This window comes from Actinotalea sp. JY-7885 (assembly GCF_014525465.1).
Taxonomy (GTDB): domain Bacteria; phylum Actinomycetota; class Actinomycetes; order Actinomycetales; family Cellulomonadaceae; genus Actinotalea.
In genome coordinates, this window is sequence record NZ_JACEXH010000046.1 from 1 (window position 1) to 19,934 (window position 19,934).

Consider the following 19,934-nt stretch of genomic DNA (forward strand, 5'->3'; position numbering starts at 1 on the left):
GCGGGGTCGGCCGCGCCGAGCCGGTCGGCGTCGGCGAGGTCACCGGCGAGCGAGGCGAGGCCGGCGTCGATGCGCGCCGGGGCCTGCGCGAGCTGCGCCCCGGCGGCACCCAGCGCGTCGAGCAGGGCGAGCGCACGGGCCACGCCCTCCTCCGCGGTCCGCGCGTAGCTCACGGCGGCGGCCCGGTCGGTCTCGACGACGACCTGCCCCTGGCGCACCGCTGTCGCGGCCTGGCCCAGCAGCGCCGTCGCTCCCCCGACGTTCTCGACCACCGAGGCCAGCGCCTCCGGCGGGTAGCCGGCCGCGAGCGTGTCGAGCGTGGCCTGGGCCGCGGGCAGGCGCTGCTCCGCCTCGCGCACGCGGGCGTCGAGCTCCGCGAGCGTCTGCGGCGCACGCGCGTGCAGGTCGCGCAGCTGCGCGAAGGCCTCGGTCTGCGCGTCCAGGGTCGCGTCGACCTCGTCGCACAGCCGGAGCACCTCGACCAGCGCCTCGCGACGCTGCTCGGGCGTCTCCGGCTCGTCGTCGTCGAGGCTGCGGCGCAGCGCGAACGCGCGCGTGAGCGACGCCTTGGCCGACGCGAGGGCCTCGTCGAACGTGCGCGTGGCCTCGACGCCGAACTGCGCCTGGGCGAACCCGAGCTCCTGCTCCGACGCCCGCACGGCCTCGTCGACGGCGACGAGCGAGGTCCCCGCGCGCTTCTCGAGCTCCTCGGTCGTGAGCGCCTGCGGACGCGTGCCGGCGTCGGCGGCCCGGCGCGCGGTCCGCCGCCGGTGCGCGAGCCACAGCCCACCCGCGACGACGACGGCGGTGCCGCCGACCAGCGGCAGCGCCGACGGGCCGCCGGTGGCCGCGTCGCGGTAGCCGTCGGCCGCGGCGATCGCGGCCTCGGCCCAGTCGTCGTCGGCCAGGTGCGGCTCGATGTCGTCGGTCTCGACGTCGTGCAGCTGGTCGTCGGTCAGGCCGATCTCGTCATGCGCCGAGACGCGGTACTCGCGGTCCTCGACGGCGACGGCGAGCAGCAGGTCGTCCCTGCCCAGGCCGGACAGGGTGGCCGTCTCGTCGGTCCAGTCGAAGGCGTCCAGGCCGTCGAACGTCTCGACGTAGACGACGAAGAGCTGGTAGTCGGTCTCGTCCTCGAGCCGCTCCAGCGCCGCCTCGACCCGGTTCTCGTCGCCGGTGGTCAGCACGCCGGCGAGGTCGGTCACCTTCTCGCGCAGGTCCTGGGGCGGCTCGGCCGCGGCCGGCCCGGCGAGGGCGAGGCCCGCGAGCGCGGTCCCCGCCACCAGGGCGGCCGACGTCGTGCGGGCGTGGGGGCGTGGGCGTCGCAGCACCCCCGGATCGTCCCGTCCCGGGGCACCGACGGCAACACCCCGCACGCACCCGGACGAAAGTCGCGCGCCGCGGGACTCCACACCGGGACGCCGAGCCGCGTTCTGAGGGGGTACGGATCACCGCACCGACCCAGGAGGTCACGATGAACGAGAGCACCACACCCCGCACGCCCGCCCGCCCCCGCAAGCGCCTGGTGACGATCGGCCTCGTCGCCGCCGGCCTGTCCGTCGCCGGCGCGGGAGCGGCCGCCGCCGTCGCGCCGCACACCCCGGTCTCGCAGGCCGTCCGTGGCGCGCTCAGCGCCGTGGGGGTCGAGTGGACCACCGGGACCGACGGCGCCACGGCGCTCACCCCCGACTCCGAGGCTCGGCTGAACGCGTTCTGGGAGGCGGGGTACACGTCCAACGACGCGCAGGCCCTGGTGGACCTGTGGCACACCGACACGCTGGACGCCAAGGCCAAGGCCGGGCAGCTCGTCCTCGACGGCCAGGCGGTGCCGTTCGCGCCGGGCACGCACCCCGACGAGCCGGTGCTCTCCACCGACGCCTTCTGGGAGGCGGGCTACACGTACGCCGACGCCGAGGCGCTCGCCGCCCTGTGGGGCACGGACGTGGTCGAGACCAAGACCGCTGCGGCGCAGAAGCTCGCCGCCGGCGAGACGCTCCCGATCGCTCCCGGCACCTCCGCCCCCGCGTCCTGACCGCTCGCCCGGCACCGCCGACCGCCCGCTGAGGAGACCCATGATCGACGTGCACGAGCTGTCGCTGCGCACCGGCTTCGAGATCGAGCTGCTGGCGCCCGCCGGATCGGACCGGCAGGTGCTCGCGGCGGAGCTGGCCGCGCGCGCCGGCGGACGCGTCGAGCGGTCGTTCCACACGGACAGCGAGCCGTCGGCGGTGCCGGGGGTGGGCGTCTTCCGGCACCTGTCCCCCGCGTTCGACGTCGTCGACGCGGCGGGGCGGCCGGTCGCGCGCCTGGTCGACGACATCACGATCGCGGCTGACCTCGCCGGCCACCCCGGCGGCGCCGGGCACCGGGGCTGGTACCGGGTGCTGAGCGACGACGCGCGGCTGCTGCGCCTGGTCGAGCGGTACGCGGACCCGGGCGCGTCCATGGCCGCGGTCCTCGAGCCGGTCGCGGCGCTGTTCGGCATTGCGGCCGAGGTGCTGCCCGCCGCGACGCGCCTCAACGACGAGCGGGGCGCCACGATCGCGATCGCGCTCCCCCTGCCGGCGGGCCGCGAACGCCCGTGCGAGATCGTCACGCCGCCGATCGCGTCCGGCCACACCGCGGCGCTCGAGGCGCTGCTCGGCCCGGCGCGCGAGCTGGGCTTCACGGTCCCGCACGAGGCCGCGGTCCACCTGCACGTCGACGGGGCCCCGTTCCGCGAGGTGCCCGCCTTCGCGAACGTGGTGCGGCTGTTCGCCCACTGGCGCGAGGTGCTGTGGGAGGCGTTCGGCACCAACCCCGCGTGCCGCCGCCTCGCCCCCCTGCCGGATGACCTGGTCGAGCTCGTGGACCGCCCCTGGGAGGACGACTCCGCCCGCACCGGCTGGGAGCGTCTGCGGCAGGCGGCGCGGTCGACGGGGGTGACCAAGTACGCCGACGTGAACCTCACGCAGCTGCTCTCGGACCGCCCGGTCCGCGACACCCTGGAGGTGAGGATCCTGCCCGGAGCCGAGCACGCCCACGCGATCGTCTCGCGCGCCGCCGTCGTGGAGGCGCTGCTGCGCCGCTGCCGCGACCCGGAGCCGCTGCCGCTGCCGGGCGCCACGGCGGCGCGGGACCCGCTGGACGCGCTCGACACCCTCGTGGCGGTGCGCCGATGACCACCTGGACGGGCGCGCGCGGCCCCGACAGCGCAGAGCTCCCCCTGCCGCCGAGGGCGCTCCTGCGTCCCGTCGCCACCGCGCGCCCGCGCGAGGCGCCCGACGCCGTCGGGCGCCGGCTGGACGACATCGTCCGCGCGCACCTGCCCGGGCTGCTGCGCTACGCGACGGTCCTCACGGGCGACGGGCACACGGCGGCCGACATCGTGCAGGAGGTGCTGCTCCGGGCGCACGTGCGCTGGGGCCGGATCGCCCTGCTCGACCGGCCCGACCTGTACCTGCGGCGCATGGTGACCAACGAGCACCTGTCCTGGCGGCGGCGGTGGCACGTGCGCACGGTCCGGCCGACCGACGACGACGTGCTCGCCACCCACGCCGAGCCGCGCAGCGACCACGCGGAGCACGTCGTCGAGGACGACGAGATGTGGCGCCGCCTCGCCGCGCTGCCCCCGCGGCAGCGCGCGGTGCTGGTGCTCCGGTACTACGAGGGCCTCGGCGACGCGGAGATCGGCGCCGTCCTCGGCACGACCGCCGCCACGGTCCGCTCCCACGCCTCCCGCGCGCTGTCCACGCTGCGGTCCCAGCCCTCGAACCCCACGGAGACGCCATGAGCACCGACCCGCTCCCGATGCGCCGGCACGACGACGACGTCGTGCGCCCACGCCCCGCCTCCCTCCCCGACGACGAGCTCGCCGCGCGCATCACGCGCGCGCTGCGCTCGCGCCCGGTGGCCGGTCCCGACCCCGCCGTCGTGACCGCGCGCCTGGAGGCGCAGCTCGCGGCGACCGCACAGGGCCCGTCGCGGCGCGCCGCGGCCACGCGCCGCGTCGTCGTCGCAGGGGTCGTCGGCTCCTCGATCGCCGTCGCGGGCGCCGGCGCGGCCGCCGCGTGGGACCCGTACTCGGGTGCGTCCCGCACGGTCGAGACCGTCGCGCAGGCCGTGGGACTCGAGTGGTCACCGCTCCCGGGCGACTACACGTTCGAGCAGCACGACGCGTTCTGGGGCGCCGGCTACACGAGCGGCGACCTGAAGGCCCTCGTCGACCTGTGGGGCGTCGAGTCGATCGAGACGAAGGCCCGGGCCGGTCAGCTCATCCTCGACGGTGAGCCCGTCCCGGTCGCCGCCGGGACGTATCCCGAGCTCGAGGCCCCGCCCCGCGCCCCGGACGCTCCGGCTCCGACGGCTCCCCCCGCGGCCGGCGCCCCGTCCGGTGCGGACGATCTGGCGCCCGCCGCCTTCTTCGACGCCGGCTACGGGTACGAGGACGCGCTCGCCCTCGGGGAGCTGTGGGGGACCGAGATCGACGAGACCAAGGCCACCGCCGCACGGATGCTCGAGGCCGGCGAGCCCCTGCCGTTCGCGCCCGGGGAGGGCGACGAGGTGCCCGCCGGCTGAGGCGTCAGTAGCGGAAGGCCCCGAGCCGGGCGCGGAGGTCGGCGGCCATGGCGGCGAGCTCGGTGACCGACGCCTGCACCTGCGTGATGACCTCGGACGACGTCGACGCCGCCGAGGCGACCCCGGTGATGGTCGACGCGATCTCCCCGGCGCCGGTGGCCGCCTCGGTGACGCCGCGGCTCATCTCGGCCGTGGTCGCCGTCTGCTCCTCGACGGCGCTCGCGATGGTCAGCTGGTAGCCGTTGACGGCGGCGACGATCTCGCTGATCTCCTCGATGGCGCGCACCGCGCCCGTGGCGTCGGCCTGGATGGCCTCGACCCGGCGCGCGATGTCCTCGGTCGCGCTCGCCGTCTCCCGCGCCAGGTCCTTGACCTCGCTCGCGACGACGGCGAAGCCCTTGCCGGCCTCCCCCGCGCGCGCCGCCTCGATGGTCGCGTTGAGCGCGAGGAGGTTGGTCTGCTCGGCGATGGAGGTGATGAGGCGCACGACGTCGCCGATCTCCTGCGACGACGTGCCGAGCCGCGCGATGGTCCGCGTCGTCGCCTCGGCCGCCTCGGTCGCGCGCGCGGCGACGCCGGCCGCACCCTGCGCGTTCTGCGCGATCTCGCCGATCGACGCGCCCATCTGCTCGGCACCGGCCGCGACGGCCTGCAGGTTGAGCGACACCTGCGCCGCGGCTGCGGCCACCGTCTCGGCCTGGACGGACGTCTCCTCCGCGCCGGCGGCGACCTGGCTGTTGGCGGCGGAGAGCTCCTCGGCGGCCGCCGCGACCGTGTCCGAGACGTCGAGGGCACCGGCCAGCGTGCCGGCCAGGGCGTCCTGCGCGTCGCCGAGCGCGGCGGCCATGTCCCCGAGCTCGTCGCTGGTGCGGACCTGCGGCCGCGTGGTCAGGTCGCCCTGGGCGAGCGCGTGGATCGACCGGCCCACCTCGAGCACCGCGTGCCGGATGCCGCGCGCGACGATCGCCCCGAGCGTGAGGCCGAGGACGACGCCGATGGTGGCGAGGCTGAGCAGGACCCGGACCTCGTCGCGGGTCCGGTCCTGGGCGTGGGTGATGACGTCGGCGATGACCGACTCGACCTCCGCGGTCACTGCCGCCAGCGCCGCGACCAGGTCGGCCCCGAGGGCGCCCGCACGCTCGTCGCGGATCTGTGCCCAGGCGGCGCGGTCGTCGGCGAGGGCGGCGTCCTGCAGCTCGCCCTGGACGACGTCGCGGTAGGCGGCGAGGGCGCTCTCGAAGGTGGCCCACCCCTCGGGCGCGGAGCCCTGCGCCGCCACGAACGCCTCCTCGAGCGCGGGCGCCGCCTCGTCGACGGCCGCCCACGCGGCGGCGGTGGCCTCGACCTGCTCCTGCTTGGCGGCGGGGTCGGCGTACGCGGCCTGCGCCGTGACGGTGGCGCGCACCGTCCACACCGCGTTGGTCAGCGCGGCGCCGGCGGCGTCGAGCTCGGACTGGACGCGCTGCACCCGCTCGATGTCCGCCTCGGCGCCGCGCAGCGCGACGGTGCCGTACGCCGCGATGAGGCCCGTGATCAGGGAGAGCACGCCGACCACGGCGAAGATGCGCGTGCGGACGGAGATGCGGCGGGCGCGTCGGGCCGGGGGCGTGCGAGGTGGCATGGCCGGTGCGAGCTGCCGGGGCGCGGGGCGCGGCGTCGCGGGCAGCGCGGGCGCTGAGGCGGTACTCGGGGGCAGGACGCTGACCATGGTGGGCTCCGAGCGCAGGGGGACGCGGCTCAGACCGATCGGCCGTTTCCGGGCGTTCGGGATGGGTTCTAGCGCCTGGGTTCTGGCCTCTCGGGAACGTGTGCTGTGGTGGTGGTCAGGACGTGGGTGCGGAGCGGCCGGGCCAGGGCGATGCCGAGGACGACGGCGGGCGTGAGCAGCGCATAACGGGGCCCCGGGCCGTCGGCGGCGGCGTCGACCCACCACATCGCCGCGAAGAGGCCGACGGTCACGGCAGCGCCGCCGAGCCACCAGCGGAGACCGCGCGCCGCGATGACCTGGCGGGCGGTCGTGAGAAAGACCGCACCGACGGCGCCGAAACCCAGAGCGAGCGTGAGGGCGAGCCAGAACAGTGGATCAGACATCGCGGCACTCGATTCCGTGGGACGAGTCGGCGGGGCGAGGTTACCGGGGCTTACCGGGCGTGGGGTATGACTGCCGGTGCGGCTCGACGTTGTGGGCACTCCTGAGACTGGCGCGGCCGTAGGCGACGCGATACCGTCCGCGGAAACAGGGCTTTCATGCCACCCACCGGCGCCGTGCATATGAGGCAGGCCCAGGTGCGGACCGGAACTTCAGTCCGGCGCGCACTCTTCCCTCGGAAGAGCTGCCATGCCGACGTGCACGAAGGTCCCCTACCCGACTCCTCGCGCCGCAGCCCGTGCACTCGCGGCAATCCAGAAGGCCATGCGGGCACGGGAACGCACCGGTCCCGTGGCGGTGCACCCGTGCACAGAGTGCAACGGGTGGCACGTCACCTCTCAAACCTCGCGAGGTAAGACGTCCCGGCGGTGGCAGGCCTTGGCTGGCGTCCGGTGAGAGCAATGTCGGCAACCCGACAAGTTGTTGAACCACCCGGATGGCTCAGTTGGTGAGCGCCTGGAACCGCTGGTGAAGTAGCCCCCCTATCGCCATACAACCGTCGGGCGTCTTCGCTTCCCGCACGAGTTCGGCCAAGTCGTCGTCATCGAGCGCCGTCATGAAGCCCCGGTCGTCTCGCGCTGTGTCTCGAAGCGACTCCATGACGCGCGCTTTCTCCGAGTATGACCTATAGACGAGCAGCCCGTACTTGCCACGCGAAGGCGAGAACCGCCCGCTCAACTGATCAAATTCGGGGTTCGCGAGGGATCGGGAGTAGTTCTTACACTCCACCATCACGTTTGGCGCCGGGTAGTGCCGAGCCAGCCACTCAAAGAACCCATGCCGCGCCATGTTGGTGAAACGAATATCGATAATCTTGCGGCCGTCATGGATTCGACTCTGGCGGAATGGGTTGACGAGGACCGGATACATGAGCGCTCCAAAGAGGGCCTCGATTGCCTTCTCATAGGCCGTCGCGTCCGCCGCGCCGGTTGGGAGATCGAGCACCGCCTGGAGGAGAGCGTCATAGTCGGGCTCTCCGGCGCTCGTGAGGCCACCCAGCGTTTCATGATCCAGCGCCTCAGGCGGATTAGCAGCCTTGGCGGCTTTGAAGCGGCGAAGGAGGTCCGGTTCCCTGCTCGTCCCGTCGACATTTATTCGCTTCTCAACACCTGGGTTCTCTTGACTCGCGCCGTGCTTTCGGCGGTACTTCTTCTCGACGTCAACCTTGTGGACCCGCAACTGGCCTGACTTGATCGTGTAGGTCAAGGGCGACCTGTTCAGCAGCTCATCCTCCCGGAAATACTCCAAGACGTAGTGCCGGTAGTACTCGCTCGGATCATGGAACAGGACCCGACGGACGATGCTCTTGGGGACAAGAAGGAGCGGCGCACCGCCCGCAACGGGAAGGTCGACCGTGGCCTGCGTCCACCGGCTTGTTCGCGACTCCCAGAACGGGCCGATCACAATGCCGGACACCAAGGGGATTCCATAGAATGCAGCCGTCGCCTGGGTGTACTCCACCAACTGCTTGCGGATGATGTTGGTCGTAACGTCCGAGATGCGGTCCTCGCGGATTCCTTCGATCAGGAGCGCCGTGTCTTCGAGATCCGTAATGAGTCCGGATCGCAGGGCCTGGCTCGTGGATAGTTCTCTGTAGAATTTGGCCGCAAGCCCCGCCCCGAGCCCGCTGCCCCTCGATCGACCGGAATACCCAAGTCGGGTGGAATTGTCCTCACCAAGACGCGATAGGAGGCCGAGTGCCCGAGATGTGTCACCGGCCAGGATGTGATCGAGCACGCGCTGAAAGAAGTTCTGGATTGAACTCACACACTCGCCCGCCCATGGCGACGATAGAGAGGCAATGACGGAAGGGTCAATAAAGAGCGGGGTGTCGCGCTCGATGTGGACGTCGATGAAGTCGAAGGTCCCTTGATTTCCGGTAAGCCCGTAGTGCTGCGAGACACGCATCGGTCGCTCCTAGCGTCGCTGCCTTGGGCTGCCCGGTAGGACGACTCGCCCAAGCGGGCACGCTAGCCGCAAGCGGCGGTGGGCCGCTCTTGACTTGAAGAAGCAACGTAACTCGTCCGGAACCCACGCAACATCCGCTCGTAGGCAGGGCGCTTCTTGCCGGAGTACGCCGACAGGTCATCGTCGACGTACTCCTCGGCCACCGCCCAGCCCCGCCGCTGCGCCTCGACACGACAGTCAGCCAACTGCCGCCGCACGCCCAACTCCTCCCCGCTGCGGTCCTGAGAGATCCGTGCGTAGACCGCCACGGCGGTACGGTGCGTCATGGGGGCAGACTAACGACTAGTCGGTAACGCGACGTTGCTCTCACCGGAAGCCTCCTTCCTGCAAGTAGGAGCGCAGGTGCGACCCGGAACGACCGATCATTTAGGGCGCGACGGGCGCCACGGCCGGTCCGGACGGCGGCGTCGTGCCGTTCTCGCCGCTCTCCTGGTCACGGGCCGGCGAGGCACCGACGAGAACGCGGCCGAGCACCAGCACCCCTAGCCCCGCAATCACCACCGCGAGCAACGCCACGCGCAGGCTCGTGGCGTCGGCGACCACGCCCACGACCATCGGCGAGATCAGGAAGCCGACGCGCAGCAGCCAGCTGACCACGGTGAGGCCGACCCCCGGCGGCAGGCCGGGCAGCTCGTCGGCGGTGTGCATGACAGCGGGGATCAGGGTCGCGACGCCGAGCCCGGCGAGCGCAAAGCCCACGACCGTGGTGCCGACGGACGGGACGGCGAGCGCCAGCCCCATGCCTGCCGCGATCGCGGCGCCGCCCACGCGGGCGACGCGGCGCTGGCCGAACCGGTCGACGGCTCGGTCGCCCGTCAGGCGGCCGATCGTCATCGCGACCGAGAGCGAGACGAACGCGAGCCCCGCCGTCGCGGCGTCGGTGCCGACCTCCCCTCGCAGGTAGAGGGCGCCCCATGAGGACCCGGCGTCCTCGACGAAGGCGCCGCCGGCCCCGAGCACGCCGAGCGCCGCGAGCATCAGCACGGCACGCCCGCCCAAGCGACGCAACGCCGACGTCGACGCGGCGTCATGGGCGACGTCGTCCGCGGGCTCGCGCTCGGCGTCCTCGGGGCCGCGCAGCATGAAGCGGTACGCCACGACGGCGACGACGCTGAACAGCACGCCGGACGCGGCGAGATGCGCCGGCAGCGGCACGGACAGCCCCGCGGCGACGGACCCCAGCACTCCGCCGACGACGGCGCCCACGCTCCACAGGCCGTGGAACGCGTTGACGATCGAGCGCCCGTAGGCGCGCTGCACGCGGAAGCCGTGCGCGTTCTGCGCGACGTCGATGACGGCGTCCAGCGCACCCGCGACCAGCATCAGCGCGGCGAGCGCGCCCCACGCCGGCGCGAGCGGCAGGCAGGCGACCGTCACCGCGGACAGGACCAGCCCGAACGCCGCGACCCTGCCGGAGCCCAGCCGCTGGATCAGCACGGGCGCGAGGAGTCCCGCGACCAGTGCCCCCGCCGGCATCGCCGCGATCGCGGTGCCCAGCTCGGCGTTGCTCAGGTCGAGGCGGTCCTTGACCTCGGGCAGCCGCGGCACGAGGTTCGCGTACAGGACGGCGTTGACGAAGAAGACGGCGGACACCGCGGCGCGGGCACGCCGCGCCGTCGGTGCGGGCGCGGCCGGGGAGGACATGGGGGCTCCGGGTACTCGTGCGGTGACGACGTCGTCGTCGCGGTGGTCAGCGGGTGAGGCGGAGCAGCGCGTGGCGCAGCTGCTCGGGGGTCATCGGGTCGGTCGAGAGCGCCTGGTGCAGGACGAGGCCCTCGACGAGCGCGTCGAGCTCGCGCGCCGTGACGGGGTCGAAGTGGAGCTCGAGCGCGCGCCGGCTGCGGACCATCCACGCCTCCGTGACCTCGCGCAGGGCCGGGCGGCGGGCGGCGGCGACGTAGAGCTCGACCGCGAGCAGCAGGGAGCGCCGGTCCGCGACGAGGTCGTCGGCCAGGTGCTGCGCCAGCGCCTCGACGGCGGCCTCGGCGTCCGGCGCGGACCGCATGCGGGCCTCGAGCGCCGAGGCGACGTCGTCCGCGAGGACGCCGAACGCCTCCTGGTGGAGCTCGTCGAGCGTGCTGTAGTGGTAGGTGAGGGACCCCGGCGAGACGCCCGCCGCCGCCCCGACCGCGCGGTGCGTGGCACCCGCGACGCCGCGCTCGGCGATGACGTCGAGGGTGGTCCGGATGAGCTCCGCGCGGCGGTCCGGGTCGGTGTGCAGCGCACGGCGGCGCTGCGGGGCGCGGGCCTTGGGCGGGCGGTCGGCGGCGTCGTCGTCCGGGCTCACGGCTGGCGCTCCGGGACGACGTCGTCGTCCTCCAGGGTGCGGATGACGCGCGCCGGGTTGCCGACCGCGACGACGTTGGCCGGGAGGTCCTTGGTGACGACCGATCCCGCGCCGACGACCGTGTTCTCACCGATCGTGACGCCGGGCAGCACGATGACGCCGCCGCCCAGCCAGACGTTGTTCCCGATGGTGATCGGCTCCGCCGCCTCCCACTTGTCGCGGCGCGGGCCGGGCGCGATCGGGTGGGTCGGCGTGAGCAGCTGGACGTTGGGTCCGATCATGACGTCGTCGCCGATGGTGATGGGCGCGACGTCGAGCGCCACGAGGCCGAAGTTGGCGAACGTGCGGGCGCCGATGCGGATGCGCGAGCCGAGGTCGACGTAGAACGGTGCGCGGATGCCGCTGCCCTCCCCAATCGAGCCGAGCAGCTGCTCGAGGATGAGCCGGCGTAGCGGCTCCTGGCGCGGGGTCGTCGCGTTGTACGCCGTGATGAGGTCGATCGCCGCGGCGCTCGCCTCGAGGATGCGGGGGTCGTCGGCGATGTAGAGGTCGCCCGCGAGCATGCGGTCGTACATGGTTCGGGTGTCGTCGCCGCGGGTGTCGCTCGTCATTTGTACAACTGTACAGATCGCGCGCGAGCCGCGGCTACGCGCCCGCCTCGACCGCGGCGCGTGTTGGCCGAAGGGGTTGTCCGACCTGTCCCGGTGCAGTATTATTCGAACGTACGTTCGAGTGACTCGGAGGCGGGCATGGCGGTGCTGGCGGCGGTGGAGCCCTTCGGGGTCGCGGCGCCGGCGCGCGTGGTGATGGACGTGCGCGGGCTCGTGGAGCGGGTCAAGGCGGTCGGTGGGGCGGCGGGTGACTGGTCGCCGGTGGAGCGGCGTGAGGTCCTGGCGGCGCTGGACGCGGCGGTCGGTGCGCTGACCGTGGTGCGGGGCGAGGTGCTGCTGGCCGAGCGGGACAGCGGGACCTGGCGCGCGTCGGGTGATCCGAGCTTCGAGGCGTGGCGGGGTCGCACGTCGCGGTCGGGGGCGCGGGCGGTGCTGACCCAGGTCCGCCAGGCCGACGCCGCCACCCGGCTGCCCGCCCTGGGCGAGGCCGCCCGTGAGGGCGCGGTCACCGTGGACCACATGGAGGCCCTGGGTCGGGTCGTGGCCGGGGCGTCCGGTGCGGTCAAGGACGCGTTGGCCACGCCCGAGCGGCAGGCCCAGCTGCTGGAGACCGCGCGGCGGGTCGACGCGGGGACGTTTGCGCGGGCCGCGGCGCAGCTCGCCGCCGAGCTCGATCCCCTCGCGCACGAGCGCGGGCACCAGGCCCAGCGCGCCGCACGGTTCCTGACCCTGGCCGACACCCCCGAGGGCACCCGCATCAAAGGGCTCGTCGATCGGATGGCCGGCCACCGGCTGCGGCTGGCGCTGGAGGCCGTGTCGCCGCGACCCGGCAAGGACGACGACCGCTCCCACGAGCAGCGCCGCGCCGACGCCCTGGACACCATCGCCGAGAAGATCCTGGCCCTGCCCGAGACCGGCAGCGGCGCCGCGGTGCGACCCCACGTGTCCTTCCTCATGGACGCCGGCACCTGGGCCGGCCTCCGCGCACTGCGCGCGACCGGCGAGGCCGATGGTTCCGATGCCGCGTCGTTCGCGCCGGTGACGCTGGAGGACGGGACGCCGGTGCCGATCAGCGAGGTCGCCCGCGCCCTGTGCGACTGCGACCTGACCCGCGTGGTCATGGACGCCGACACGATGCCCCTGGACATCGGACGCACCCAACGCACCTACACCGGCGTCCAACGCCGCGCCGTCATCGCCCGCGACCGCGGGTGCTCCTGGCCCGACTGCGGCGCCGAAGCCCGCTGGGGCGAGGTCCACCACATCCGCTGGTGGGAACGCGACAACGGACCCACCTCCCTGACCAACGGCGTCCTGCTCTGCGTCTTCCACCACCACGAGGTCCACCGACGCGACCTGACCATCACCCGACAACCCGGACCACCCGGACCAGGACGCCGACCCCGGTACACCTTCCACGACCAGCGCGGACGACCCATCGCCACGCCCACCCGGGCCGCGCCCGGACTCGCTGACGATGGGGATGGCGGGGCCGGGGCGCCGATGCCGGACGCGGCCGGCCAACCACCGGACCTCTTCACCGTCCAGTGACACGCGGGGCGCCATCGAGCGCTGCGGGGCGCGCCGCAGCGCGCTACCGGGCGGCTGACACGCGGTGCCGACGTGCCGCGTGTGGTGCTCGGAGCGTTCGCCACCCGGCAGCGGAGGACGACGCGCTGCACCGCACCGCACCGACGGTGGAGCTACCGGCGCGGCTCGCGGGTCCGCGTCCGGAAGCCGCGGCGCAGCGCATGGAGAACGAACAGCACGCCGCCGATGGTCAGCACCCACGCCCCGGCGACCCCGACCGCGGGCGTCGACGCGCAATCAGCGCCGCCACCGCTCCCAGTGACGCAGCTGCCGCCCTGCACGCCCCAGACCGCACCGATCACCACCGTGACGGCGAGGGCGGCGAGCAGCCAACGTCTGCCGCCCGTCCGATGCGTCATGGCCCGGACCATCCGCCCTCGTGAGGCACGCCCTACCCCAGGCCCAGGCGGAGGTCGGCGGTGCGGACCGGGAGGCCCGTCTCGAGGGAGACGTTGCCGGCGACGCCCACGACGACCGAACGGACGCCGTCGAGGAGGCCGGCCGCGCGACCCAGCGGGTCGTGCTCGGCGCCGCGGAAGAGGTCGCGCAGCATCTTCTCGTCGCCGCCGCCGTGGGCACCCTCGCCCGCAGGGATCTCGACCTCGACGGCCGGACCCCAGTGCTTCTGGACCACGAGGCGCTCGCCGTGGGCCGGCCGCGCGCCGGCGGCCTGGACGTCCTCGACCGCGCTCGGGTCCACGACCAGGCGACCGTCCTTGCCGACGAGTACCGCGCCGCGCTCCACGACCTCGAGCTCCGCGCGCCCGGCGGTGCCGTTGACCGAGACCCGGTAGCCCTCCCACGGGCCGTGGGCGTTGAGCGAGTAGGTGAGCGTCGCGCCGCGGGCGTAGTCGACGATCACCGCCAGGTTGTCCTCGATCGTGATGCCGGAGGAGAACACGTCCCGGTCGCGCAGGTAGCCGTCGTGGTGCTCCACGTCGAGGTAGAGCTGCTTGAGCCGCTCGTTCTCCCGGAGGTCGAGCAGGAAGGGGTCGTTGCGCGTCGTGCGCGTCGAGCCGCGCGCCGGGCGCCGGATGAGCCCACGACGGCGGGCGTTGGACGCCCCGTAGAAGCGCAGGGCGCCGCTCGCGTAGACCCGCGACGGCAGGTCCGCGAGCCACCAGTTCACGAGGTCGAAGTGGTGCGACGCCTTGTGCACCAGCAGCCCGCCCGACAGGTCCTTGCGCCGGTGCCAGCGCCGGAAGTAGTCGGCGCCGTGCATGGTGTCGAGCACCCACTCGAAGTGCACGCTCGTGACGTCGCCGATCTCGCCCGAGGCGATGACCTCCTTGAGGGCGCTGTTGCGCGGCGAGTACCGGTAGTTGAACGTCAGCACGAGCGAGCGCCCGGTGTTCTCGACGGCGTCGACGATGCGCCGGCACCCGGCGAGGTCGGTCGTCAGGGGCTTCTCGAGCACGACGTCGGCCCCCGCGGCCATCGCCCGCGCGACCATCTCGGCGTGCGTGTGGTCGGGGCTCGTCACGATGACGGTCTGGACGTGCTCGACGTCGATCAGCTTCTCGAGGTCCTCGGGCGCGTAGCGCGCCGGCACCTGGGCGCCCGCGGCGCGCACCAGCTCGTCGTAGAAGTCCATGCGGCCGGGGTTCGGCTCGCACCAGGCCACGATCTCGCCGACGTCGGCGTGCGGCCCGAGCAGCGCCTCGACGTACATCTGTGAACGGTGGCCCGTGCCGACCACCGCGTACCGGCGCCTGGCCGGACCCTCCTGCGCGACTCCACCCATGGGGTGTCCGTCCTTCCTGCTCCCGTGAGCGGACCTGCGTCCAGGGCTGACTCGGGTGGCCGTGCGGGCGCACTGCCCGCACGGCCACCCCACCAGTCGCAGCGGCGAACCGCTAGCGGTCAGTTGCCGGTCGCACCCTCGACCTCGCTGATGAACTGCGCGGCAGCGTCCTGCGGGCTCATCCGGTCGAACAGGACCTCCGCGTTGATGCGGCGGATGATCTCGGCCACCTCACCCGCGCCGACCGGCGGCACCGGCAGGCCGTCCACGATCTCGTCCTCGAGGTCGGTCAGGAACTCCGCCGCCTGCTGGTCGACGGGCGAGAAGTTGTCCACGACGGACTCGCGGACCTCGGTGTTCGCCGGCAGACCGCGGTCCGACAGCATGATCTCCGCGGCCTCGGGGTCGTTGAGCAGGTAGTCGATGAGCGTCGCGGCCGCCTCCGGGTGCTCGGACGTGGCGGAGATCGAGTAGAACATCGCGGGCTTGAAGTACATCCCGGTGCGCTCGTGCTCGGTCTCGCCCGGGTGGCGGAGCAGCTGGACCTCCTGGCCCGCCGCATTGCTCACGGCGCCCAGCTGGTTGCTCCAGAAGAACGCCATGCCACCCCGGTTGGTGCCGACGAGGGACTGCTCGGGCCCACCGGCGTCGATCTCGACCGTCTCGGCCGCGGACGGCGTCGCGCCCTGGTCGCGCAGCCGCAGCGAGATCTCCCACCACTGCGCGAGCGTGTCCTCGCTGAAGCCGATCGAGCCGTCCTCGTTGTACAGCGACTCCCCCTGCTGCCGCGCGAAGATCGCGAAGCCCGGCTCGTTGAACCCGTAGTCCTGCGTGCCGTACATGCCGTCGGGCAGCTTCTCGCTGAGCTCGGTCGCGATGTCGACGTAGTCGTCCCAGGTCCAGGACTCGTCGTCGGGCAGCTCGACGCCCGCCTGCTCGAACACGGCCGTGTTGGCGAGGATCGCGTAGGCGTTCACGCCGGTGGGCAGGCCGTACTGGCCGCCCTCCATCTCACCCGACGCGAGGATCGACTCGTCCAGGTTCCCCAGCTCGACGATGTCGCTGTACTCGTTGATGTCGGCGAGCACACCGCGCGTGGCGTAGTCGCGCAGGTAGCGCTCCTCCTGCGTGATGATGTCCGGGGCGTCGCCCGCGGCGACGGTCGTCGCCAGCTTGTCCCAGTAGCCGTTCCAGTCCGTGAAGTCGCTGACCACCGTGATGTTCGGGTGCTTGGTCATGAAGTTGTCGAGCACCTGCTGGGTGAGCTCGTGGCGGGTGTCGGACCCCCACCACGAGAACTTGATGGTGACCGGGGCGTCCGGGTCGTAGGTCTCCTCGGCCTCCGCCGGCCCCTCCGGCGCGTTGTCCGGGGCCTCCTGCGCGCAGGCCGTCAGGGCGAGACCGGCGGCCGCGACGACGGCGGCCGTGCCCAGCATGCCGCGCATGCCGCGGCGCGCGGGCCGGGTACGGGTGTGGTGGGACATCGTGCTCCTCAGTGGTGTGCGGATCGATGCGTGACCCCGCGACGCGTCGCCGCAACGGTGCGGCGGGCGTGCGGGTACTGCGCCGGAGGTGGTGCTCGGCCGGCTCCGAGGGCCTGCGGTGTAGCGGTGCGGGTGGTGCGGTGCGGGTGGTGCCGTGCGGGTGGTGCGCGGTGCGTCCGGCGGGGGCTGCGTTGCCCCCGCCGGCGTCGGGCCTACTTGATGCCCGTGGTGGCGATGCCCTTGACCAGGTACTTCTGGCCGAACAGGAAGACCAGGAACACCGGGATGAGCGAGACGATCGACATCGCGAACAGCGGGCCCCAGGAGCTCTCGCCCGTCGAGTCGACGAACGTGCGCAGCGCGACGGGGACCGTGTACATGTCGGGGTTGGTCAGGAAGATCAGCTGGCTGAAGAAGTCGTTCCAGGTCCAGATGAAGGTGAAGATCGCCGTCGTCGCGAGCGCGGGCGTGGCGAGCGGCAGCATGACCTGGAAGAAGATCCGGGCGTGGCCCGCGCCGTCGATGCGCGCGGCCTCGTCGAGCTCCTTCGGGATGCCCCGGAAGAACTGGACCATGAGGAAGATGAAGAACGCGTCCGTCGCCAGCAGCTTGGGCACGATGAGCGGCAGGAACGTGTTGATCCACTCCAGCTCGGAGAACAGGATGTACTGCGGCACGATCACGACGTGGATCGGCAGCATGATCGACATCAGCATGATCGCGAACCAGATCTTGCGGCCCTTGAAGTTGAGCCGCGCGAACGCGTAGGCCGCGAGCGAGCACGAGATCAGGTTCCCGGCGACCGAGCCCATCACGATGATGAACGAGTTCATCAGGTAGTGGCTGAAGGGGTGCAGCAGCGCCGTCCAGCCGTCCGTGTAGTTCGCCGGGTCGAGCTGCGAGGGGATGAGGCCGGGCTCGCGGAAGATGAGCTCCGTCGGCTTCAGGGAGCTCGAGAGCATCCACAGCAGCGGGTAGAGCATCACGAACCCGAGGGCGATGAGCAGCAGGTGCTTGCCCACGGTGCGGGTCCGCGCGGCCCACGGCGACGGGTCCCCCACGGCCCGCGTGCTGCGGCGGGGAGGGTCGCCCTGGGGGGCGGCAGCGGGCTCGACGCCCACCATGTTCCCGCCGGCGACGGCGGCCTGCGCCTGGATCCCGGGGGTCGGCACGTCCTGCTCGATGCGCTCAGTCATTGTAGAAGACCCAGTACTTGGAGAGGAGGAAGTTGACGGCCGTCAGCCCCGCGATGATGACCACGAGCAGCCAGGCCATCGCCGAGGCGTAGCCCATGTCGAGGTTCGTGAAGCCCTTCTGGTACAGGTAGAGCGTGTAGAACATCGTCGAGTCCACCGGCCCGCCCGTCCCGCCGCTGACGACGAAGGCCTGGGTGAAGGACTGGAACGCGCCGATGAGCTGGAGCACCAGGTTGAAGAAGATGATCGGCGTGAGGAGCGGGAGCGTGATGCTCGCGAACTGCCGCAGCTTGCCGGCGCCGTCGATCGACGCCGCCTCGTAGTACATCTCGGGGATCTGGCGGAGCCCGGCGAGGAAGATGATCATCGGGGACCCGAAGGTCCACACGTTGAGGATCACGAGCGTCCCGAGCGCGTAGTCGGGGTGCGAGACCCAGCCCTGGCCCTGGATGCCGAAGAAGTCGAGGACCTGGTTGATGAGGCCGTTCGTGCCGAAGATCTGGCGCCACAGGATCGCGATCGCGACGCTGCCGCCGAGGAGCGACGGCAGGTAGAAGACCGACCGGTACAGGGCCAGGCCCCGCAGGCCGCGGTCGAGGAACAGCGCGAGCCCGAGCGCCGCCGCCAGCTGCAGGGGCACCGAGACGAAGACGTACGTCGCCGTGACCTGGAGCGAGTTGTGCAGCCGCCGGTCGTTGAGCATCTCGACGTAGTTGGCGCCGCCGATCCACTCCGGCGGCTGCAGCAGGCTGTAGTCCGTGAAGGACAGGTACAGCGAGGCGGCCATCGGGCCGGCGGTGATGAGGAAGAGGCCGACGAACCACGGCGCGAGGAAGAAGATCGCCGCCTTGTTGTCGCCGCGCTCCGCCGGGCTGGGCGTGGCCTTCTGCCCCTTGGTCTTGCGCAGAGCGGCGAGCTCACCGAGTGCTGACATGGCACCCCCCGACGTGGGGGCGCGCGCGACGCGCCGATGGGGTGGGGACAAGCGGCATGGGGCACTCCTCGGTGATCGCCCTTGATGGACCGAGCGCGCTGGGCCGGGACGTTCCGGCCGGACAGCGCCACGCAGACCTGCAGCCTGCTACACAAACTGAAACGCTTCAACCCCGGAAGGGCTCGAAGGTGGAAAGCGCTATCCACCTTCGTATACCCTCTTTGTAACGGCCGCGACGAAGCGGTGTCAACCATCGGAGGAGCCGGCGTGCAGGATCTGCCCCGCATCGCCCTGGTCGGGATCCACGGCTACGGCGCCCACCAGCGCCGCATCATCGCCAACCTCGAGGCGTCCGGGCGCGCACGCCTGGTCGCGCTCGCCGACCCGCGTCCGCCCGACGCCGACTCCCCCGACGCGCCGTCGAGCGACCGCCCCGGCGTCCCGTGGTTCCCCGACCTGCGCGCGCTGCTCGACGCGAGCGCGGCGGACCCGACGACCCGGCCCGACGTCGTCGTCGTCGCCACCCCCATCCACACGCACGCGGACCTCGCCACGCTCGCCCTGCGCGCGGGCGCCGACGTGCTGCTCGAGAAGCCGCCGACGGCGTCGCTCGACGAGCTCGACCGCCTGCTGGGCACGGCCGCGGAGGCCGGGCGCGAGGTGCAGGTCGGCTTCCAGACCTTCGGCTCGGCGGCCCTCGACGTCGTCCACGACGCGGTGCGCGCCGGCGAGCTCGGCGACGTCACCGACGTCGGCGCCGTGGGCACGTGGGTGCGGGCCGAGAGCTACTTCACGCGCGCCGACTGGGCGGGTCGCCGCGCGCTCGGCGGGCGGCCGGTCGTGGACGGCGTCGTGACCAACCCCCTCGCGCACGCCGTCGCCACGGCGCTCCACCTCGCCGGCGCACGCACCACCGACGACGTCGCCACCGTCGAGCTCGACCAGTACCGCGCCAACGACATCGAGGCCGACGACACGTCCGCGGTGCGGGTCGTGACCACGGACGGGATCCGCGTGACGCTCGGCCTGACGCTCTGCGCGGCCGAGCACGCCGACCCGATCGTCACCGTGCGCGGCACGCGGGGCACCGCGACGCTGGACTACTACGCGGACACGGTCACGTTCCGTGCGGCCGACGGGTCCGGCGAGCGCACGGTCGCCGCCGCGCGCACGAACCTGCTCGCCAACCTGCTCGACCACCGCGCCGACCCGGCGGTCCCGCTGCTGGCCCCCCTGCGCGGGACCGGCGCCTTCATGCGCGTCCTGGACGCCGTCCGCGCCGCGCCCGATCCGACGCCGATCGCGCCCGAGCACGTCGACGTCGTCCAGGACGACGCGGACACGCGCGGCGACGGCGGCCCGCGCCGCGTGGTGCGCGACGTCGCCGCGTGGTGCCAGCGCGTCGCGGCGCAGG

The 19,934-nt window shown here is 72.8% G+C and carries 19 protein-coding genes; 6 read left to right on the top strand and 13 right to left on the bottom strand.

Translation table 11 applies throughout. The features are described 5' to 3' along the window. The coding region (locus tag IDM29_RS06300) for a TPM domain-containing protein (RefSeq protein WP_188037314.1) at nt 1-1,331 on the bottom strand (1,331 nt) is incomplete at its 3' end. 143 nt (nt 1,332-1,474) lie between these two features. Between IDM29_RS06300 and IDM29_RS06305 the strand changes: the two genes are divergently transcribed. Genes IDM29_RS06305 through IDM29_RS06320 form a run of 4 tightly spaced genes read left to right on the top strand, consistent with a single transcriptional unit; the run spans nt 1,475 to nt 4,557 of the window. Further along, the gene (locus tag IDM29_RS06305; RefSeq protein ID WP_182112187.1) at nt 1,475-2,032 is read left to right on the top strand and encodes a hypothetical protein; all 558 of its coding nucleotides are present in this window, start codon (nt 1,475-1,477) and stop codon (nt 2,030-2,032) included. A 40-nt stretch (nt 2,033-2,072) separates the two neighbouring features. After that, nucleotides 2,073-3,161 (top strand): amidoligase family protein, encoded by a 1,089-nt coding sequence (locus IDM29_RS06310; protein ID WP_188037315.1) that lies wholly within the window; start codon nt 2,073-2,075, stop codon nt 3,159-3,161. Continuing rightward, nucleotides 3,158-3,772: an RNA polymerase sigma factor gene (locus IDM29_RS06315; protein ID WP_188037316.1), complete on the top strand. Its 615-nt coding sequence runs from the start codon at nt 3,158-3,160 to the stop codon at nt 3,770-3,772. Before IDM29_RS06310 ends, IDM29_RS06315 begins: the two co-directional genes overlap by 4 nt. Then, nucleotides 3,769-4,557 (top strand): hypothetical protein, encoded by a 789-nt coding sequence (locus IDM29_RS06320; protein WP_188037317.1) that lies wholly within the window; start codon nt 3,769-3,771, stop codon nt 4,555-4,557. Before IDM29_RS06315 ends, IDM29_RS06320 begins: the two co-directional genes overlap by 4 nt. Before the next feature lie 4 nt (nt 4,558-4,561). Here IDM29_RS06320 and IDM29_RS06325 read toward each other — a convergent pair whose 3' ends face one another. From IDM29_RS06325 to IDM29_RS06355, 7 genes are all read right to left on the bottom strand, one after another. After that, on the bottom strand, nt 4,562-6,178 hold the full coding sequence (locus tag IDM29_RS06325) for a methyl-accepting chemotaxis protein (RefSeq protein WP_188037318.1): 1,617 nt from the start codon (nt 6,176-6,178) through the stop codon (nt 4,562-4,564). A 155-nt stretch (nt 6,179-6,333) separates the two neighbouring features. Beyond that, entirely contained in the window at nt 6,334-6,648 is a 315-nt protein-coding gene (locus tag IDM29_RS06330) for a hypothetical protein (protein WP_188037319.1), read from the bottom strand. 499 nt (nt 6,649-7,147) lie between these two features. Continuing rightward, a complete protein-coding gene (locus tag IDM29_RS06335) occupies nt 7,148-8,614 on the bottom strand; it encodes a hypothetical protein (RefSeq protein ID WP_188037320.1) in 1,467 nt (488 codons plus the stop codon). 62 nt (nt 8,615-8,676) lie between these two features. Beyond that, a complete protein-coding gene (locus IDM29_RS06340) occupies nt 8,677-8,940 on the bottom strand; it encodes a recombinase family protein (RefSeq protein WP_255499967.1) in 264 nt (87 codons plus the stop codon). A 100-nt stretch (nt 8,941-9,040) separates the two neighbouring features. Then, complete coding sequence (locus tag IDM29_RS06345; RefSeq protein ID WP_188037321.1) at nt 9,041-10,318, bottom strand: MFS transporter; 1,278 nt, start codon at nt 10,316-10,318, stop codon at nt 9,041-9,043. A gap of 46 nt (nt 10,319-10,364) precedes the next feature. Then, the gene (locus IDM29_RS06350; protein ID WP_182112195.1) at nt 10,365-10,961 is read right to left on the bottom strand and encodes a TetR/AcrR family transcriptional regulator; all 597 of its coding nucleotides are present in this window, start codon (nt 10,959-10,961) and stop codon (nt 10,365-10,367) included. Further along, nucleotides 10,958-11,572, bottom strand: coding sequence for a sugar O-acetyltransferase (locus IDM29_RS06355; protein WP_188037322.1), 615 nt, complete (start codon nt 11,570-11,572; stop codon nt 10,958-10,960). The genes IDM29_RS06350 and IDM29_RS06355 overlap by 4 nt, the downstream gene beginning before the upstream one ends. 138 nt (nt 11,573-11,710) lie before the next feature. Between IDM29_RS06355 and IDM29_RS06360 the strand changes: the two genes are divergently transcribed. Beyond that, nucleotides 11,711-13,123 (top strand): HNH endonuclease signature motif containing protein, encoded by a 1,413-nt coding sequence (locus IDM29_RS06360; RefSeq protein WP_188037323.1) that lies wholly within the window; start codon nt 11,711-11,713, stop codon nt 13,121-13,123. A 152-nt stretch (nt 13,124-13,275) separates the two neighbouring features. Here IDM29_RS06360 and IDM29_RS06365 read toward each other — a convergent pair whose 3' ends face one another. The 5 genes from IDM29_RS06365 to IDM29_RS06385 all read right to left on the bottom strand — a co-directional run bounded on the left by IDM29_RS06365 (nt 13,276) and on the right by IDM29_RS06385 (nt 18,520). Further along, nucleotides 13,276-13,521, bottom strand: coding sequence for a hypothetical protein (locus IDM29_RS06365; protein ID WP_182112198.1), 246 nt, complete (start codon nt 13,519-13,521; stop codon nt 13,276-13,278). Nucleotides 13,522-13,553: 32 nt separating this feature from the next. Beyond that, a complete protein-coding gene (locus tag IDM29_RS06370; RefSeq protein ID WP_182112199.1) occupies nt 13,554-14,906 on the bottom strand; it encodes a Gfo/Idh/MocA family protein in 1,353 nt (450 codons plus the stop codon). Between the two features lie 119 nt (nt 14,907-15,025). Continuing rightward, nucleotides 15,026-16,390, bottom strand: coding sequence for an ABC transporter substrate-binding protein (locus IDM29_RS06375; protein WP_182112200.1), 1,365 nt, complete (start codon nt 16,388-16,390; stop codon nt 15,026-15,028). A 212-nt stretch (nt 16,391-16,602) separates the two neighbouring features. Further along, entirely contained in the window at nt 16,603-17,514 is a 912-nt protein-coding gene (locus IDM29_RS06380) for a carbohydrate ABC transporter permease (RefSeq protein ID WP_182114305.1), read from the bottom strand. 64 nt (nt 17,515-17,578) lie between these two features. Next, nucleotides 17,579-18,520, bottom strand: coding sequence for a carbohydrate ABC transporter permease (locus tag IDM29_RS06385; protein ID WP_182112201.1), 942 nt, complete (start codon nt 18,518-18,520; stop codon nt 17,579-17,581). A 267-nt stretch (nt 18,521-18,787) separates the two neighbouring features. Between IDM29_RS06385 and IDM29_RS06390 the strand changes: the two genes are divergently transcribed. Beyond that, the coding region (locus IDM29_RS06390) for a Gfo/Idh/MocA family oxidoreductase (RefSeq protein WP_309232684.1) at nt 18,788-19,934 on the top strand (1,147 nt) is incomplete at its 3' end.

Excerpts from the sequence above, each read along its gene's own strand:
- IDM29_RS06315 (WP_188037316.1), top strand. The coding sequence starts at position 3,158 with ATGACCACCTGGACGGGCGCGCGCGGCCCCGACAGCGCAGAGCTCCCC.
- IDM29_RS06305 (WP_182112187.1), top strand. The coding sequence starts at position 1,475 with ATGAACGAGAGCACCACACCCCGCACGCCCGCCCGCCCCCGCAAGCGC.
- IDM29_RS06320 (WP_188037317.1), top strand. The coding sequence starts at position 3,769 with ATGAGCACCGACCCGCTCCCGATGCGCCGGCACGACGACGACGTCGTG.
- IDM29_RS06325 (WP_188037318.1), bottom strand. The coding sequence starts at position 6,178 with ATGCCACCTCGCACGCCCCCGGCCCGACGCGCCCGCCGCATCTCCGTC.
- IDM29_RS06355 (WP_188037322.1), bottom strand. The coding sequence starts at position 11,572 with ATGACGAGCGACACCCGCGGCGACGACACCCGAACCATGTACGACCGC.
- IDM29_RS06365 (WP_182112198.1), bottom strand. The coding sequence starts at position 13,521 with ATGACGCATCGGACGGGCGGCAGACGTTGGCTGCTCGCCGCCCTCGCC.
- IDM29_RS06385 (WP_182112201.1), bottom strand. The coding sequence starts at position 18,520 with ATGTCAGCACTCGGTGAGCTCGCCGCTCTGCGCAAGACCAAGGGGCAG.
- IDM29_RS06380 (WP_182114305.1), bottom strand. The coding sequence starts at position 17,514 with ATGGTGGGCGTCGAGCCCGCTGCCGCCCCCCAGGGCGACCCTCCCCGC.
- IDM29_RS06340 (WP_255499967.1), bottom strand. The coding sequence starts at position 8,940 with ATGACGCACCGTACCGCCGTGGCGGTCTACGCACGGATCTCTCAGGAC.
- IDM29_RS06370 (WP_182112199.1), bottom strand. The coding sequence starts at position 14,906 with ATGGGTGGAGTCGCGCAGGAGGGTCCGGCCAGGCGCCGGTACGCGGTG.
- IDM29_RS06360 (WP_188037323.1), top strand. The coding sequence starts at position 11,711 with ATGGCGGTGCTGGCGGCGGTGGAGCCCTTCGGGGTCGCGGCGCCGGCG.
- IDM29_RS06375 (WP_182112200.1), bottom strand. The coding sequence starts at position 16,390 with ATGTCCCACCACACCCGTACCCGGCCCGCGCGCCGCGGCATGCGCGGC.
- IDM29_RS06335 (WP_188037320.1), bottom strand. The coding sequence starts at position 8,614 with ATGCGTGTCTCGCAGCACTACGGGCTTACCGGAAATCAAGGGACCTTC.
- IDM29_RS06345 (WP_188037321.1), bottom strand. The coding sequence starts at position 10,318 with ATGTCCTCCCCGGCCGCGCCCGCACCGACGGCGCGGCGTGCCCGCGCC.
- IDM29_RS06330 (WP_188037319.1), bottom strand. The coding sequence starts at position 6,648 with ATGTCTGATCCACTGTTCTGGCTCGCCCTCACGCTCGCTCTGGGTTTC.
- IDM29_RS06310 (WP_188037315.1), top strand. The coding sequence starts at position 2,073 with ATGATCGACGTGCACGAGCTGTCGCTGCGCACCGGCTTCGAGATCGAG.